Annotated in this window: 13 protein-coding genes; 1 reads left to right on the plus strand and 12 read right to left on the minus strand. The window is 60.7% G+C overall.

The genetic code is table 11. The features are described from left to right. Positions 1-15: 15 nt before the first annotated feature. From ACA049_RS27745 to ACA049_RS27785, 9 genes are all read right to left on the minus strand, one after another. On the minus strand, positions 16-834 hold the full coding sequence (locus tag ACA049_RS27745) for a phosphoglycolate phosphatase (RefSeq protein ID WP_438658473.1): 819 nt from the start codon (positions 832-834) through the stop codon (positions 16-18). Then, positions 831-1,505, minus strand: a complete 675-nt coding sequence (gene rpe / locus ACA049_RS27750) for a ribulose-phosphate 3-epimerase (RefSeq protein ID WP_008035979.1) — start codon at positions 1,503-1,505, stop codon at positions 831-833. Before rpe ends, ACA049_RS27745 begins: the two co-directional genes overlap by 4 nt. A 116-nt stretch (positions 1,506-1,621) precedes the next feature. Next, the gene (locus ACA049_RS27755; protein WP_497331304.1) at positions 1,622-2,770 is read right to left on the minus strand and encodes an iron-containing alcohol dehydrogenase; all 1,149 of its coding nucleotides are present in this window, start codon (positions 2,768-2,770) and stop codon (positions 1,622-1,624) included. A gap of 226 nt (positions 2,771-2,996) precedes the next feature. Next, a complete protein-coding gene (locus ACA049_RS27760; RefSeq protein ID WP_064119279.1) occupies positions 2,997-3,821 on the minus strand; it encodes an ABC transporter permease in 825 nt (274 codons plus the stop codon). 12 nt (positions 3,822-3,833) lie between these two features. Beyond that, the gene (locus ACA049_RS27765; RefSeq protein ID WP_462048237.1) at positions 3,834-5,081 is read right to left on the minus strand and encodes an ABC transporter permease; all 1,248 of its coding nucleotides are present in this window, start codon (positions 5,079-5,081) and stop codon (positions 3,834-3,836) included. 202 nt (positions 5,082-5,283) lie between these two features. After that, positions 5,284-6,327: an ABC transporter substrate-binding protein gene (locus ACA049_RS27770; protein WP_010467181.1), complete on the minus strand. Its 1,044-nt coding sequence runs from the start codon at positions 6,325-6,327 to the stop codon at positions 5,284-5,286. A gap of 49 nt (positions 6,328-6,376) precedes the next feature. Continuing rightward, positions 6,377-7,501 (minus strand): ABC transporter ATP-binding protein, encoded by a 1,125-nt coding sequence (locus ACA049_RS27775; protein WP_438658468.1) that lies wholly within the window; start codon positions 7,499-7,501, stop codon positions 6,377-6,379. Between the two features lie 356 nt (positions 7,502-7,857). Continuing rightward, positions 7,858-8,487 carry a response regulator gene (locus ACA049_RS27780; RefSeq protein WP_003210977.1) on the minus strand — a complete coding sequence of 210 codons (630 nt, stop codon included), beginning with the start codon at positions 8,485-8,487 and terminating at the stop codon, positions 7,858-7,860. Positions 8,488-8,626: 139 nt separating this feature from the next. Continuing rightward, positions 8,627-11,023: a PAS domain-containing sensor histidine kinase gene (locus ACA049_RS27785; RefSeq protein WP_497331307.1), complete on the minus strand. Its 2,397-nt coding sequence runs from the start codon at positions 11,021-11,023 to the stop codon at positions 8,627-8,629. Positions 11,024-11,096: 73 nt separating this feature from the next. Between ACA049_RS27785 and ACA049_RS27790 the strand changes: the two genes are divergently transcribed. Continuing rightward, a complete protein-coding gene (locus ACA049_RS27790; RefSeq protein WP_497331309.1) occupies positions 11,097-12,089 on the plus strand; it encodes an alpha/beta hydrolase family protein in 993 nt (330 codons plus the stop codon). Positions 12,090-12,214: 125 nt separating this feature from the next. Here ACA049_RS27790 and ACA049_RS27795 read toward each other — a convergent pair whose 3' ends face one another. The 3 genes from ACA049_RS27795 to ACA049_RS27805 are packed head-to-tail and all read right to left on the minus strand — an operon-like array spanning position 12,215 to position 14,671. Then, entirely contained in the window at positions 12,215-12,982 is a 768-nt protein-coding gene (locus tag ACA049_RS27795) for a TerB family tellurite resistance protein (protein WP_497331311.1), read from the minus strand. A gap of 1 nt (position 12,983) precedes the next feature. Then, positions 12,984-13,655, minus strand: coding sequence for an N-acetylmuramate alpha-1-phosphate uridylyltransferase MurU (murU, locus tag ACA049_RS27800; protein WP_497331313.1), 672 nt, complete (start codon positions 13,653-13,655; stop codon positions 12,984-12,986). After that, positions 13,652-14,671 (minus strand): aminoglycoside phosphotransferase family protein, encoded by a 1,020-nt coding sequence (locus tag ACA049_RS27805; protein WP_497331315.1) that lies wholly within the window; start codon positions 14,669-14,671, stop codon positions 13,652-13,654. Before ACA049_RS27805 ends, murU begins: the two co-directional genes overlap by 4 nt. Between the last annotated feature and the right edge of the window lie 94 nt (positions 14,672-14,765).

The following is a 14,765-nucleotide window of genomic DNA, read 5'->3' on the forward strand; positions in this document are numbered from 1 at the left end:
CCGGCCAGAATCGAGTCAGGCGCGCCAACGCCAGCGGGCCAGGGCCTTGATGACTTTCATCCAGAGTTTGCGAGTGACCACCACGATGGCGTTTCCAGAAGGGGATTGAGCAACGTCGGGCAACGTTATCTCAGCGGCTGGATCCAGGCAACCGGGAATTAGCTTGCGCAGATCGTCGATTACCAGCGCCGGCGACTCTTCCGAAATCGGCCGGCCATGGTTGTAGCCGTAGCTGAGGGCCACGCACTTGACCCCCGCCGCTTTCGCCGCCAGCACGTCGCTGCGCGAATCGCCGACAAACAACGATTGCGAGGCTGGAATGTTGGCCATTTTCATCACGAAAAACAGCGCGGCCGGGTCAGGTTTCTTCTGCGGCAGGGTGTCGCCGCCGATGATCCACTTAAAGTAACGGCCGATTTTCATCTGATCCAGCAGCGGCGCGACGAAGCGCTCCGGCTTGTTGGTGATCAGCGCCATCTCGACACCTTGCTTGTGCAGCCATTTGAGGGTATCGCGCACGCCGGGATAGACCACAGTCAGATCATGGCTCTCGCTGTAAGCCTCCATGAAAATCTCCAGTGCGCCCTCGGCTTCACCGTCGTCGACCGTCGAATGGTCGATGCCACCGGCCAGCGCACGGCGAACCAGCACCGGCGCGCCGTTGCCGACCCACTCGCGCACCGACTCGAGGCCGGCAGGTTGGCGCCCGAGTTTGAGCAACATGTTATCCACAGCCAAGGCGAGGTCGGGGACCGAATCGATCAGCGTGCCATCCAGATCGAACATCACCAGCCGCGGCAGACGCCCCGGGAACAGCTGCTCAAAGCCACTCATGGACGAGCCAACGCCAGTTCGGAACGCATCTTTTCAATCACCTCTTGGTAGTTCGGTGCATTGAAGATCGCCGAGCCGGCGACGAAGGTGTCGGCGCCAGCCGCTGCGATTTCACGAATGTTGTTCACGTTCACGCCGCCGTCGATTTCCAGGCGAATGTCACGACCGGAGGCATCGATCAGCGCGCGCGCTTCACGCAGTTTGTCGAGGGTGCCGGGGATGAACTTCTGCCCGCCGAAGCCCGGGTTGACGCTCATCAGCAAGATCATGTCGACCTTGTCCATCACGTACTTGAGCACGTCCAGCGGGGTCGCCGGATTGAACACCAGGCCCGACTTGCAGCCGCCCTCGCGGATCAGTTGCAGGGAACGGTCGACGTGCTGAGTGGCTTCCGGGTGGAACGTGATGTAAGTCGCGCCGGCCTCGATGAAGTCACCGACGATGCGGTCCACCGGGCTGACCATCAGGTGAGCGTCGATCGGCGCGGTCACGCCGTACTTGCGCAGCGCGGCGCAGACCATCGGGCCGATGGTCAGGTTTGGTACGTAGTGGTTGTCCATGACATCGAAGTGCACGAAGTCGGCGCCGGCGGCCAGGACGTTGTCCACTTCCTCACCCAGGCGGGCGAAGTCGGCGGAGAGAATCGACGGAGCAATGACGAAGGGCTGCATGACGCACCTTTTTTGAGCAGAATCACGATGGCGCGCATTGTATACCTCATGCTTTGACGCGCGCACTGTGACCGCGATGATTGGGCCTGCCTTCGATCAATAAGTCGTCGCAGGCTCTAGAACGCCGCTCGGTAGATCTTCTCGATATCGATGGCGCTCAATTTGCGTGGATTGTTGCGCATCAGGCGCTCGATCCCCGCGGCTTCCACGGCCATGGCCGGGATCGCATCCTCCGGAACACCGAAGCTGCGCAGACCTGGCGGGATCTCTACCGCGGCGCACAACGCGGTCATCGCCTCCACGGCTTTGTCCGCCGCTTCATTGGCGCTCAGGTGAGCGGTCTTGACCCCCATGGCTTCGGCAATATCCTGCATGCGCTCGATGCAAGCCATCTTGTTCCAGGTCATGACATACGGCAGCAGCAAGGCGTTGCTGACGCCATGGGCAATGTTGAAACGCCCGCCCAGCGGATACGCCAGCGCATGCACCGCACCGACCCCGGCATTGCCGAAGGCCATGCCGGCCATCAGGCTGGCGGTGGCCATGTCTTCCCGGGCTTGCAGGTTGGACGGGTTGGCGTAGGCCTTGGGCAATGCTTTGGCGATCAGCTTGATGGCGCCAATGGCCAGGGCGTCGGTGATCGGCGAGGCGTTGACCGACAGGTAGGATTCGATGGCATGCACCAGCGCATCGACGCCACTGGCGGCGGTGACACTGCGCGGGCAGGTCAGGGTCATTTGCGGACTGACCAGCGCCACGTCTGGCAATAGATAGTCGCTGACAATGCCCTTCTTCAGCTGCGCGATCTTGTCGGAGAGGATGGCGACGTTGGTCACCTCTGAACCGGTGCCGGCCGTGGTCGGGATGGCGATCAACGGCGGGCCTTTGCGCGGCACCTGATCGACGCCGAACAAATCCTCCAGCGCACCGTGGTAACCGGCGTAGGCCGCGACACTTTTGGCGATGTCGATGGCGCTGCCACCGCCGAGGCCAATCAGACCGTCATGCCCGCCCTCGCGGTAAACCCGCATGCAGTCTTCGACAATGGCGATTTCCGGGTCTGGCAGCACACGGTCGAAAATCTCGTAGGATCGATCGCCCAGTTGCGCCAGCGCCAGCTCGACCGTGCCGGACTTGACCAGCGCCGCGTCGGTGACGATCAGCGGGTTGTCGACATCCAGGCGGGTGAGCTCGGCGGCCAGTTGCTCGATGGCACCTGCGCCGGTGATCAGTTTGTGAGCGATTTTGAAAGAGGAAAGACTCATCGTGCGCAGCCTCTTATAAATAGGGGAGCTGGGCACAATAGTAGCTGGGGATTGGGGTTTGTCTGCTATTCAGCCTGTGAATGACCAACTATCCCGAAAACCACACAAAACCCCTGTAGGAGCTGTCGAGTGAAACGAGGCTGCGATCTTTTGATCTTGCTTGTAAAAAAACAAAGTCAAAAGATCGCAGCCTCGTTTCACTCGACAGCTCCTACAGGGGTCTGCGTCAGACCTGGGCGGTGCGCAGTTTTTCGCTGCGGCCGCGCAGCCATTCGAGGGTCAGCAACAGGATCACCGAGAAGGCGATCAGCAACGTCGCTGCAGCAGCAATCGTCGGGCTGAGGTTTTCGCGGATACCGCTGAACATCTGCCGAGGCAAGGTCGCTTGTTCGGGACCCGCGAGGAACAGCGTCACCACCACTTCATCAAACGACGTCGCGAAGGCAAACAGCGCACCGGAGATCACACCCGGCGCAATCAGCGGCAACGTGACCCGGCGGAACGCCGTCAGCGGCGAAGCCCCCAGGCTGGCAGCGGCACGCACCAGGTTATGGTTGAACCCCTGCAAGGTCGCCGACACGGTAATGATTACAAACGGCACGCCCAACACCGCATGCACCACAATCAGCGAGAAGAAACTGTTGCCCAGGCCCAGCGGCGCAAAGAACAGATAGCTCGCCACACCGATAATCACCACCGGCACCACCATCGGCGAAATCACCAGCGCCATCACCAGTGCCTTGCCCGGGAAGTCGCCCCGGGTCAGGCCGATCGCTGCCAGCGTACCGAAGATCATCGCCAGCACCGTCGCCGCCGGGGCAACGATGATGCTGTTCTTCAGCGCACGCATCCATTCCGCCGAGGCGAAGAAGTCCTGATACCAGTGCAGCGAGAAGCCCTGCAGCGGATAGACCAGGAAACTGCCCGAGTTGAACGACAGCGGAATGATCACCAGCACCGGCAGAATCAGGAACAACAGAATCAAGCCGCAGAGAATCCGCAAGCTGTAGAACCACACCCGCTCGATGGGCGACATATAAGGACTCAGCATTTCATTCTCCCCTTAGCTCAGGCGCAGGCGACTGGCGCCCACCAGCCAGCTGTAAATCAGATAAAGCACCACGGTCGCCAACAGCAGCAGCCCACCGAGTGCGGTCGCCATGCCCCAGTTGATGCTGGTGTTGGTGTAGAAGGCGACGAAGTAACTGACCATCTGATCGTTCGGGCTGCCCAGCAACGCCGGGGTGATGTAGTAACCAATGGCGAGGATGAACACCAACAGGCAACCGGCGCCGACACCGGCATAGGTCTGCGGGAAGTACACCCGCCAGAAACTGGCGAACGGGTGGCAGCCGAGGGAAATTGCCGCACGCATGTAGGTCGGCGAGATGCCTTTCATCACGCTGTAGATCGGCAGGATCATGAACGGCAACAGGATGTGCACCATGGAGATGTAAACCCCGGTGCGGTTGAACACCAGCTCCAGCGGTTTATCGATGATGCCCATGGCCATGAGGCCGCTGTTGATCAGCCCGCCCGATTGCAGCAACACGATCCACGCGGCCACTCGCACCAGGATCGAGGTCCAGAACGGCAGCAGCACCAGAATCATCAGCAGGTTGCTTTGCCGTGACGGCAAGTTCGCCAGCAGGTAGGCCAACGGATAAGCCAGCAGCAGGCAGATCACGGTGATGATCAGGCCCATCCAGAACGTGCGGGCGAAGATGTCGAGGTAGATCGCCTGGTCCGGGGTGGCCGGGGCGATTTCGCCGAGGTCGTCGATGCGGTGATCGACCGCCGCCAGCAAGTAGTAAGGCGTGATGCTGCTGGTGTTGCGACGCACCGCTTGCCAATAGGCCGGGTCGCCCCAGCGCTCGTCGAGGCCTTCCAGCGCTTCTTTATAAGAGGCCGGTTCAGTGGCGAACGGCAAGGCGCGGGCGGTTTTGGTCAGCAGGCTGCGGTAGCCGGCCAACTCCATGTTCAAGCGCTTGGACAGATCGCCCAAGGTCTGATTCTTGCGCGCTTCAGCGAGGTCTTCGCTGGCCGCTTTGTAGACAGGTTCAGCGGGCAGGCCTCGGCCGTCCCAACTGGCGATGGCCGTCACGGTGCGCGGCATGCCGCCGACCACTTCCGGGTTACCCACGCTTTTGTAGAGCAGCGCCACGATCGGCACCAGGAACACCAGCAGCAGAAACAGCACCAGGGGCGCGATCAAGGCTTGTGCTTTCCAGCGGTTGATCCGCTCGGCGTGCTTGAGCCGCTGCTTCAAGGTGGGGTCAGTGCCCGCGTTCAGGGGAATGGCGGTGGCCATGGCGTACTCCGGAAATCTTTGATCGTTACAGAGGCGGCATTCCGTAACCGCAAGGCCACCTCTGTTCTTGATAACTACACATCACCCCTGTAGGAGCGAGGCTTGCCCGCGAAGGCGGCGTGTCAGTCAACATTGATGTTGAATGTGCTGACGTCTTCGCGGGCAAGCCTCGCTCCTACAGGGGGCAAGCCCACAGGTGGGCTTATTTGGCAGCCCAGGAATTGAAGCGCTGTTCCAGTTGCTCGCCGTTGTCAGCCCAGAAGCTGACGTCGATCTGCACCTGGTTGGCGATGTTTTCCGGGGTGGTCGGCATGTCTTTCAGGACATCCTTGGCCAGCAACGGAACGGCCTGAATGTTGGCCGGGCCGTAAGCGATGTTTTCCGAGTAGGTCTTCTGCTGCTGCGGAGCCACCGAGAACGCGATGAATTTCTTCGCCGCTTCGGCACGCTTGGCGTCCAGACCTTTTGGAATCGCCCAAGCGTCGAAGTCGTAGATACCGCCGTTCCACACGACTTTCAGGTTGCTCTCTTTCTGCACGGCGGCGATCCGGCCGTTGTAGGCCGAGCTCATGACCACGTCACCGGACGCAAGGTACTGCGGCGGTTGTGCGCCGGCTTCCCACCACTGAATGCTTGGTTTCAGCTCATCGAGTTTCTTGAATGCGCGGTCCTGACCGTCCTTGCCGGCCAGCACTTTGTAGACGTCTTTCGGCGCAACGCCGTCGGCCATCAGTGCGAATTCCAGGGTGTACTTGGCGCCTTTGCGCAGGCCACGTTTGCCCGGGAATTTCTTGGTGTCCCAGAAATCCACCCAACTGGTCGGTGCGGAGGCCAGTTTGTCGGCGTTGTAGGCCAACACGGTCGACCACACGAAGAAACCTACGCCGCAAGGCTGGATAGCGCCCTTGACGTAATCTTCGGATTTGCCGAACAGCGCAGGGTCAAGTTGCTCGAACATGTCTTCGTCGCAACCGCGAGACAGCTCTGGCGATTCAACTTCCACCAGGTCCCAGGACACGCTCTTGGTGTCGACCATGGCTTTGACCTTGGCCATCTCACCGTTGTATTCGCCCGCCACGATCTTGCCGTTGCCTGCCGCTTCCCACGGTGCGTAGAAGGCTTTGACCTGCGCTGCCTTGTTCGCCCCGCCGAAGGACACCACGGTCAAATCCGGGCCCGCCGCCATCGCGTGTGCCGCACCGATCATGCCCATGACCAAAGCGGTGAATTTCAGGGATCTCAACATTTATTGTTCTCTCCACGTGCAGGGTTGGTGTTGTTGAAGCAGGGGGCGATCAATGCGCCTCTAGAAGTGGGTCGAGCGCGCGAACGTGTTCGACCTGCCAGCCAAGCGGTACCACATCACCGACGGCGAGCGCGGGATCGAGCTCGGCAATCGGTTGTTTCACGAAGAAGTCGGTCTTGCCGCAGACTTCCAGGCGAACCCGGACGTGGTCGCCCAGATAGATGAATTCCGCCACCCGCCCTGAAAAGCGGTTGACGCAGGATTCGCTGGAGCCGTTGAGGCTCACGCGTTCCGGACGAATCGACAGCGTGACCGGTTCGCCGGTTTTGCCAACGTTGACCGCCAGCGCTTCAACCTTTTCACCGCGACCGAGTTCGACGATGCAGCGGTCGCCGGTCTGGCTGTGCAAGCGGCCATTGAGGCGGTTGTTCTCGCCGATGAAGTTGGCGACGAAGGTGTTTTTCGGCTCTTCATAGAGGGTGCGCGGCGCGGCGATCTGCTGAATCTCGCCCTGATGGAACACCGCCACACGGTCGGACATGGTCAGGGCTTCGCCCTGGTCGTGAGTCACGTAGACCACGGTCACGCCGAGGCGCTGGTGCAGGTGTTTGATTTCCATCTGCATGTGTTCGCGCAGTTGTTTGTCCAGTGCGCCGAGGGGTTCGTCCATCAGCACCAGTTGCGGTTCGAACACCAGGGCGCGGGCCAGGGCCACACGTTGTTGCTGACCGCCGGACAGTTGCGCCGGATAGCGCTGGGCGAAGGCGTCGAGCTGAACCATGCTCAGGACTTTTTTGACCTTGTCGCTGACGTCGCTCTTGTTCAAACCGCGCACGGTCAGCGGGAACGCCAGGTTCTCGGCGACGGTCATGTGCGGGAACAACGCGTAGTTCTGGAACACCATGCCGATGTCGCGCTTGTGCGGCGGCACGTTGTTGATGGAGCGCCCGGCCAGCTGGATTTCGCCGGCGGTCGGTGTTTCGAAACCGGCGAGCATCATCAGGCTGGTGGTCTTGCCGGAGCCGGACGGCCCGAGCAAGGTGAGGAATTCGCCTTTGCGAATCTCCAGGTTGAGGTCTTTGACGATCAGGTTCTCGCCGTCGTAGCTTTTCTGCACTCCACGAAAGCTGACCAGAATGTCACTGGCCCCTGCGTTTGAATCGACCTGGCTCATACCCACACCTTTTTTGTTGATGACTGCTGTGGACTAAGCCTAGTGGACGGTGGGGAGCGCGCAAATCGGGGCGCAGGAGAGAATCGCCTCAGCGGGATGGAAGGTTGGGGGTAGGGATTGCCCTACAAGGATGGCGGGGATGGATAGAGACAGCGGCGGTTTGAAGCTGCAAGCCGCATGGATGGGCAAATACGGCTTTCAAGTTGTGTCGCAAATGGATATGCCGACGAAATCCCCTGTAGGAGCTGTCGAGTGAAACGAGGCTGCGATCTTTTGATCTTGATCTTTTTAAAAGCAAGATCAAAAGATCGCAGCCTCGTTTCACTCGACAGCTCCTACAGGGATTGCGGTGGGTTTTAGAGGAGTTTGTGCTCCATCGCGTACTTCACCAATTCCGCCAGGGAGGTGATGTTGAGTTTCTGCATCAGCCGCGCCTTGTGGGTGCTGATGGTTTTGCTGCTCAAGGCCAGTTGCTGAGCGATGTCGTTGACGTTGGCACCCTGGGCCAGGCGTTCGAACACTGAGAATTCACGCTCCGAGAGCAATGAGTGCAACGGCCGCGAATCGGTCAGGCCGACTTCGAAGACCATGCGGTCGGCCAGGTCAGGGTCGATGTAACGACCGCCCGCCGCGACTTTGCGAATCGCCGTCAGCAACAGCGCCGGATCGCTGTCCTTGGTTGCGTAACCGGCCGCGCCGACCTTCAACGCCCGGGCAGCCATTTGCGCTTCGTCGTGCATCGACAGCACCAGGATGGCCGGCGGATTGTTCAGCGCGCGAATCCGCGGGATCGCTTCCAGACCGTTGACGCCCGGCATGGAAATGTCCAGCAACACCACTTCGCAGGGCACATGGCGCAAGGTTTCGAGCAACTGCTCGCCATTGCTCGCCTCCCCTACCACCAGCAAGTCCTTGGCCAGGCCAATCAACTGCTTGATGCCTTCACGGACGATGGTGTGGTCTTCGGCTACCAGTACACGGATCACAGTCTTCTCCATTCTTTTTATGTAAGAGCCAAGATCTATCGCGGGCAAGCCCGCTCACACATTGGATCTGCGGCGTTCACAAAACCCCTGTGGGAGCGGGCTTGCTCGCGAAGGCGCCAGTTCAAACAACACAAAACCATCAGGCGTTATCCAATGGAACACGCACACTCAACGTCGTGCCCTCCCCCGGCTCACTCTCCAGCGACAACTGCCCGCCCATGATCAACACCCGCTCACGCATGCCGACCACCCCGAAGGACGTCGCCCTGCCGGTAGCGGGGACAAATCCTACGCCATCATCGCTAACCGTCAGACACAACTCGTCGCCTTCCAGCGCCAGTGTCAGTTCAACAGTATGCGCCTGGGCATGCCGCATGACATTGGTCAGCGCTTCCTGAAGAATCCGGAACAGGCCAATGGCCTTGGCATCACTGAGCACCGGCAGATTCTCCGGCACCTGCACCAGACACGGAATCTGCGTGCGCGCCTCGAAGCGCCGGGCCTGCCACTCGATAGCGGACGCGATCCCGGCATCGAGAATCGGCGGCCGCAACGCGGTTGCTACATCGCGCACCAGTTGGAACAGCTGCGCAATCAGGCGTTTCATGCTGTTCAAGCGCTCATTCAGACCGGGGTCGAGCTGGGCGTAGGCCAATTCGCACATGGAGGTTTCCAGCTTGAGCACGGTCAACATCTGACCCAACTCGTCGTGAACTTCCCGGGCGATGCGGGCCTTTTCTTCTTCGCGCACGCTCTCCAGGTGAGCGGACAGCTCACGCAGTTGCTCGCGGGAGCTGGCCAATTCCAGTTCGATACGCTTGCTCTCGCTGATGTCCCAGACAATTCCGTCCCAGACATACGCGCCGTCCTCGAGTCGACGGGTGATGGCTTTGATCTCGGCCCAGCGCTGTTCGCCTGAACGGGTAAGAATCCGCCCTTGCCACGACCAGTCACTGTCCGTATCCAGCGCATGGTCCTGAGTCTGGTGATAACTGGCCTTGTCGTCCGGATGCACCAGACTGCGCAGGCCTTTGTCGCGATGGGCCAGAGTCGCCGGCGAGTAGCCCACCAGACTCTCGCTGCCTTCACTGATGTAGGCAAAATCGATCTGCCCTGTCACCGGCGCCCGCTCCAGGCGAAAGACCAATCCCGGCACGTTGGCGGCAATCCCCTGCAACCGCGCTTCGCTTTCCTGCAACGCGGCCAGGGCGCGCCGACGTTCGGTGACGTCGTTGAGGTAGACCACCAGGTATTCACCCTCGCGAAAGCGCAGAAAGCTCAACGAAACATCGGTCGGCAGAATGCTGCCATCGGCTCGTACACAGTTGGTTTCGAAACTTTGCGGCCCTTCTTCACTGGCCCGGGCGCGCTTCCACAGGTTCAGCCAGCGGTCCATGTGCAGGCCCGGCTCGAAGTCGATCAGCGGCCGATCAATGATTCCGCCAGCCGGATAGCCAAGCATGGTTTCAGCCGCGCGGTTGGCGTAGCGCACGTGGCTGTCCCAGTTGACCCAGAGGATGCCGACGGTGCTTTGATCGATGGAAAACTGCGTCAGGCGCAATGCCTCTTCACTGGCCTCGCGCAGGGCAATGTCCTCGCGCGCCGCCAATAGACGCTGCTCCAGACTGTGCTGCTGGCGGCGCTGCCAGAACACGATGGCCATGCTGCTCAGCATCAACACCACCATCAGCAGGCAGAGGTTTTGCCAGAAGCCCGGGGACTCGGTCAGACGCGGGTATTTGGGTTGCAGCCATTGATTGTGCAGTTGCTCCAGGTCCTTGGCCGGGATCGCCCGCAGCGCACTTTCGACAATGCCGGCCAGTTCCGGCTGGTCCCGCCGTGTGGCGACTCGCAGCAATTGCGGCAAACCGATGTCGCCCACTACGACCAGCCCGGCGAACTCAGGCTCGACGGATAAACGTCCCAGCTGTGCTTCATCAACCACGGCGTAACCGGCCTGCTGGCTCAGCAACAGCTGCAATGCCTGGCGCTCCATCGGGACGCCTTGCAGGTTCAGATGGGGATAGTTGCCACGCAGGTAATCGGCCGTCGCACTGGGCATGCGCACCGCGACGCGGGTCTGGCTGTCGAGTTTTTCCAGCTCCACCACACCGGTGCTTTTCTGGTCGCTGACCACCAGTTGCGGCACCCGCATGTACGGGTCGGAGAATTGCCAGAACCGCAGTCCGGCGGGGGTTTGGGTCAGTCCTGGGGCGATGTCGATTTCACCTTCGCGCGCCGCGGCTTCCAGTTGCGCAAGGTCGGGAAAATTACGCCAGCTCAGCTCGACCTTGAGGGCCTTGGCCAGCCATTTCATCAACTCGACGTTGACCCCGGACAGGCGCTGCAAGCGGCGATCGTATTGCGCGTAAGGCGCCTGTAACACCAGCCCCACGCGCAATTCCCCGTGCGCGGCCAGCCACTGTTGTTGCTTGGGCGACAAGGGCGCGACGTGCGCCGGTGGCGCGGAAGCCGCCCAACTCATCAAGGGAAACCACAAACAGCCGATAACCCACAGGCAGCGAAAACGCATCATCGAAGTCTCACACACTGACAAATACTGACCAACCCATTAGGCTGCCGGAATAACTTCTGGCCTGGAATATCCGATGCCCCCTGTCTACCGCCTGGCACTGCCAGCATTGTGCCTGTCGCTGATCCTGCCTTGCGCCTTTTCCGTCGAGGCGGCCGACCCGGCACCTGCCGCTGCGGAAAAACCCGCAGAAGAGAAACCGGTCGAACGCCAGCCTCTGCTTGAGCGTAGTCAGGAAGAAGCGACAGCACTCGAGCGACAAATCCCTGCGCAGGAACAGCAACAACTGCAAGCCGGTGCCGACACCTTTCTTGCCTTGTGGAAACCGGCCAATACCGCCGAGCCCAAAGGTGCGGTGATTATCATCCCCGGTGCCGGTGAAACCGTTGACTGGCCGCAAGCAATCGGCCCGTTGCGCAACAAATTGCCCGACGCGAAGTGGAGCAGCCTGAGTATCACCTTGCCGGACATGCAAAGCGATGCCATTGCGCCCCGCGTCGCGGAAATGCCGCCAACGCTCAAGGCGCCGGAAACCGGCAGCAAGGACTCGACCACGGCAGCCCCGATTGAGCAAGCGGCCGGTGGTGAAGTGGAAGTAGCCGACAAGGCCATCGCCGAAACCACCGAGGAGCAAGCCAAGGCTGATGCCGAACGTATCTTTGCGCGCATTGATGCGGCCATTGCCTATGCCGAGCAGCAAAGCGCTCGCAGCATCGTCGTGTTGGGCCATGGCACCGGCGCTTACTGGGCCGCGCGTTATCTGAGCGAGAAGCAGCCGTCGCAAGTGGAAAAATTTGTGATGGTCGCGGCGCAGACGCCTGCCGCGGCAAAACCCGAGCTGGTCGAACTGACGCCGACCCTGAAGCTGCCGACGGCAGACATCTTCTATAAGGATAAACCGCTGGATCGCAACGCAGCGCTGGCGCGGATGCAGGCCAGCAAGCGGTTGAAGTCTTCGGCGTTCACCCAGGTATCGCTCAAGGCGTTGCCCGGTGATGCCAAGGCCGAGCAAGAGCAACTGGTGCGCCGGGTGCGCGGCTGGTTGAATCCGCAGAAGGCGGCAGACTGACAGACCGCGTCGCACCATTCGCGGGCAAGCCTCGCTCCTACAGGTTCTGTGTTGTATGACGCGAAACCTGTAGGAGCGAGGCTTGCCCGCGAAGACGGTATCCCTGGCGACACGAATCTTTCCAGCTACCGAAAATCCCGCCGTTCACGAATCAACGTGTAGGCCGTATGCAATTCGCGAGTCTTGTCCGTCGCCTCACGCACCTGCAACGCCGTCGCACCGCTGCCGGCAATCTTGTCCGGGTGATGGCGACTGAGCAGGCGTCGATAGGCACGCTTGATCTGCGCCGGCTCGCTGGTCGCCGACACCCCCAACAGCTGCAAGGCATCCTGATAAGTCAGGGTGCTGCTGACTTGCGGTCGCTTGTGCTGATCGTAGTCAGCCGCCAGCGCCAGTACTTGCTGCGGCGTCCAGCCCAGCCACTTGCCCCACTGGGCCAGCAGTTCGCGCTCATTGTTTCCCGCACGCCCATCGGCCCAGACCATCCGCCAACAAGCGCGCAAGACACCTTCCGCCGCGTGAGGCTGGGCACTCAAGCGCCGTAGATACCCGCGCAAGCGGTCATTGCCCGATTTGCCACGATTGAACGCGGCAATGGCACGACGCTGCGCCGGTTCGGTCATCTCCAGCGAGCGCATTTCCTGACGGGCCTGCTGGATGTGACCATCCACCACTCGCCCATCGCTCTTGGCCAACCGCCCCAGCAACACGAACAGCAGCTCATCGTTGCGCAGCATCGGACGGCCGCCGAGCTTTTCCCGCAAGTGCCCCCAGCTTTGCAGGTGCAAACGCCGATCCAGCGCCTGTCCCAACAAAGCGCCGAGCATGGCCCCCGGAATGCTGGCTATGGCAAAGCCTGCTCCGGCTCCAATCAGAGTCCCTGGCCACAGCATCTCAGCGTCTCGCTTCTATCAGGGTTTCAACTTCAGACAGGCGTTCGTGCGTACCGACATCCACCCAGTGCCCGTTCAGGCGTTCGCCGCTGACCTGTCCATCGGCCATGGCTTTGCGCAGCAGCGGTGCCAGTTTGAAGGCGCCCGCCGAGCAACCGTCGAACAAGTGCGGATGCAGCACGGCAATGCCGCTGTAGGTCAGGGTGTCGCTGCCCGGCTGACCGTCGCGCACTTGCCCGTCCACCAGCGTGAAATCGCCGGTCGGGTGATGGGCCGGGTTGTCCGCCAGCACCAGATGCGCCAACCCGGCGATGGGTTGATGCAACACGCTGAAGTCGTAGTCGGTCCAGATATCACCGTTGACCACCAGGAACGCGTCATCGCCCAGCAACGGCAATGCGCGGAAGATGCCGCCGCCGGTTTCCAGCGGCTCACCTTCCGGCGAGTACTGAATACGCAAGCCGTATTGCGAGCCGTCCCCCAGGTAACTTTCGATTTGCTGACCGAGCCAGGCGTGATTGATCACGATCTCGGTAAACCCGGCGATCGCCAGGGCTTTCAAGTGGTACTCGATCAGAGGCACGCCGCCGGCACGAACCAGCGGTTTGGGCGTGGTCAGGGTCAGCGGGCGCATGCGCTCGCCTTTGCCGGCGGCCAGAATCATTGCCTTCATGCAGAGGCTCCAGCACGCAGACTCAGCAGCAACACATCCAGTTCGGCCAGTTCAGGACGGCGGGCAATCACCGCGTCTATATAAGCAAAGAAACGCGGCACGTCGGCCAGGTAACGCGGCTTGCCGTCGCGATGACAGATACGGGCGAAGATGCCGATCACTTTCAGGTGACGCTGCACGCCCATCAAGTCGCTGGCTCGCAGGAAATCTTCGAGATCAGGTTGTACGGGAATGCCGAGCGCACCCGCTTGCTGCCAGTAATTTTCCAGCCAGCCGCGTACACGTTCCTCGGGCCAACTGAGGAAGGCGTCCTTGAACAGACAGGTTACGTCATAGGTCACCGGCCCATAGACCGCGTCCTGAAAATCCAGCACGCCAGGGTTCGGCTCGCTGAGCATCAGGTTGCGTGGCATGTAGTCGCGGTGCACCAGCACTTTTGGCTGGGCCAGGGCGCTGTCGATCAGCAACTCCGTTACGTTCTGCCAGAGCATTTGCTGCGCCGGGTCAAACTCGATGCCCAGCTCGCGTTTCACGTACCACTCGGGGAACAGTTCCAGTTCGCGACGCAACAATGCCACGTCATAACTTGGCAACGGCGCGACCATCGGCAATTGCTGAAAAGCCAACAACGCTTGCAAGGCATCCTCGAATAAATCGTCAGCGTTTTCGCCATCGATCACATCCAGATAAGTCTTGTTGCCCAGGTCATTGAGCAAAAGAAAACCGCGATCGAGGTCTTCGGCATAAATTTTCGGCACATTTATTCCGGATTTCGCCAGCAAAAAAGCGATATCCACGAAGGGTTTGCAGTTTTCCTGGGGCGGTGGCGCGTCCATTACGACGAAACTTCTGCCCTCGCCTTCCCAGCGGAAATAGCGTCGAAAACTCGCATCACTACTGGCCGCAGTCAATGTGGCCGGGGGTACGGCGCCCCAGCCTTGTTCTGCAAAGAGGATTGCCAACTGCTCATCGAGCCAAACTTTCAGGTGTTGCAAACGTACATCTTGGTCAGGCATTGCAAGGGTCTCCGACGGCGCTAGCCGTCAAGCGGGTCATGCTTTATTATCCAGCATCTTTTTCAGACCATCGAGAGGCGTGCGGCCCACACCG

Source organism: Pseudomonas sp. LBUM1662 (genome assembly GCF_059695915.1).

Bases quoted from the DNA above. Each gene is read 5' to 3' on its own strand.
- rpe (WP_008035979.1), bottom strand. From the start codon at position 1,505: ATGCAGCCCTTCGTCATTGCTCCGTCGATTCTCTCCGCCGACTTCGCC.
- ACA049_RS27765 (WP_462048237.1), bottom strand. From the start codon at position 5,081: ATGGCCACCGCCATTCCCCTGAACGCGGGCACTGACCCCACCTTGAAG.
- ACA049_RS27760 (WP_064119279.1), bottom strand. From the start codon at position 3,821: ATGCTGAGTCCTTATATGTCGCCCATCGAGCGGGTGTGGTTCTACAGC.
- ACA049_RS27775 (WP_438658468.1), bottom strand. From the start codon at position 7,501: ATGAGCCAGGTCGATTCAAACGCAGGGGCCAGTGACATTCTGGTCAGC.
- ACA049_RS27790 (WP_497331309.1), top strand. From the start codon at position 11,097: ATGCCCCCTGTCTACCGCCTGGCACTGCCAGCATTGTGCCTGTCGCTG.
- ACA049_RS27770 (WP_010467181.1), bottom strand. From the start codon at position 6,327: ATGTTGAGATCCCTGAAATTCACCGCTTTGGTCATGGGCATGATCGGT.
- ACA049_RS27755 (WP_497331304.1), bottom strand. From the start codon at position 2,770: ATGAGTCTTTCCTCTTTCAAAATCGCTCACAAACTGATCACCGGCGCA.
- ACA049_RS27785 (WP_497331307.1), bottom strand. From the start codon at position 11,023: ATGATGCGTTTTCGCTGCCTGTGGGTTATCGGCTGTTTGTGGTTTCCC.
- ACA049_RS27795 (WP_497331311.1), bottom strand. From the start codon at position 12,982: ATGCTGTGGCCAGGGACTCTGATTGGAGCCGGAGCAGGCTTTGCCATA.
- ACA049_RS27745 (WP_438658473.1), bottom strand. From the start codon at position 834: ATGAGTGGCTTTGAGCAGCTGTTCCCGGGGCGTCTGCCGCGGCTGGTG.
- murU (WP_497331313.1), bottom strand. From the start codon at position 13,655: ATGAAGGCAATGATTCTGGCCGCCGGCAAAGGCGAGCGCATGCGCCCG.
- ACA049_RS27805 (WP_497331315.1), bottom strand. From the start codon at position 14,671: ATGCCTGACCAAGATGTACGTTTGCAACACCTGAAAGTTTGGCTCGAT.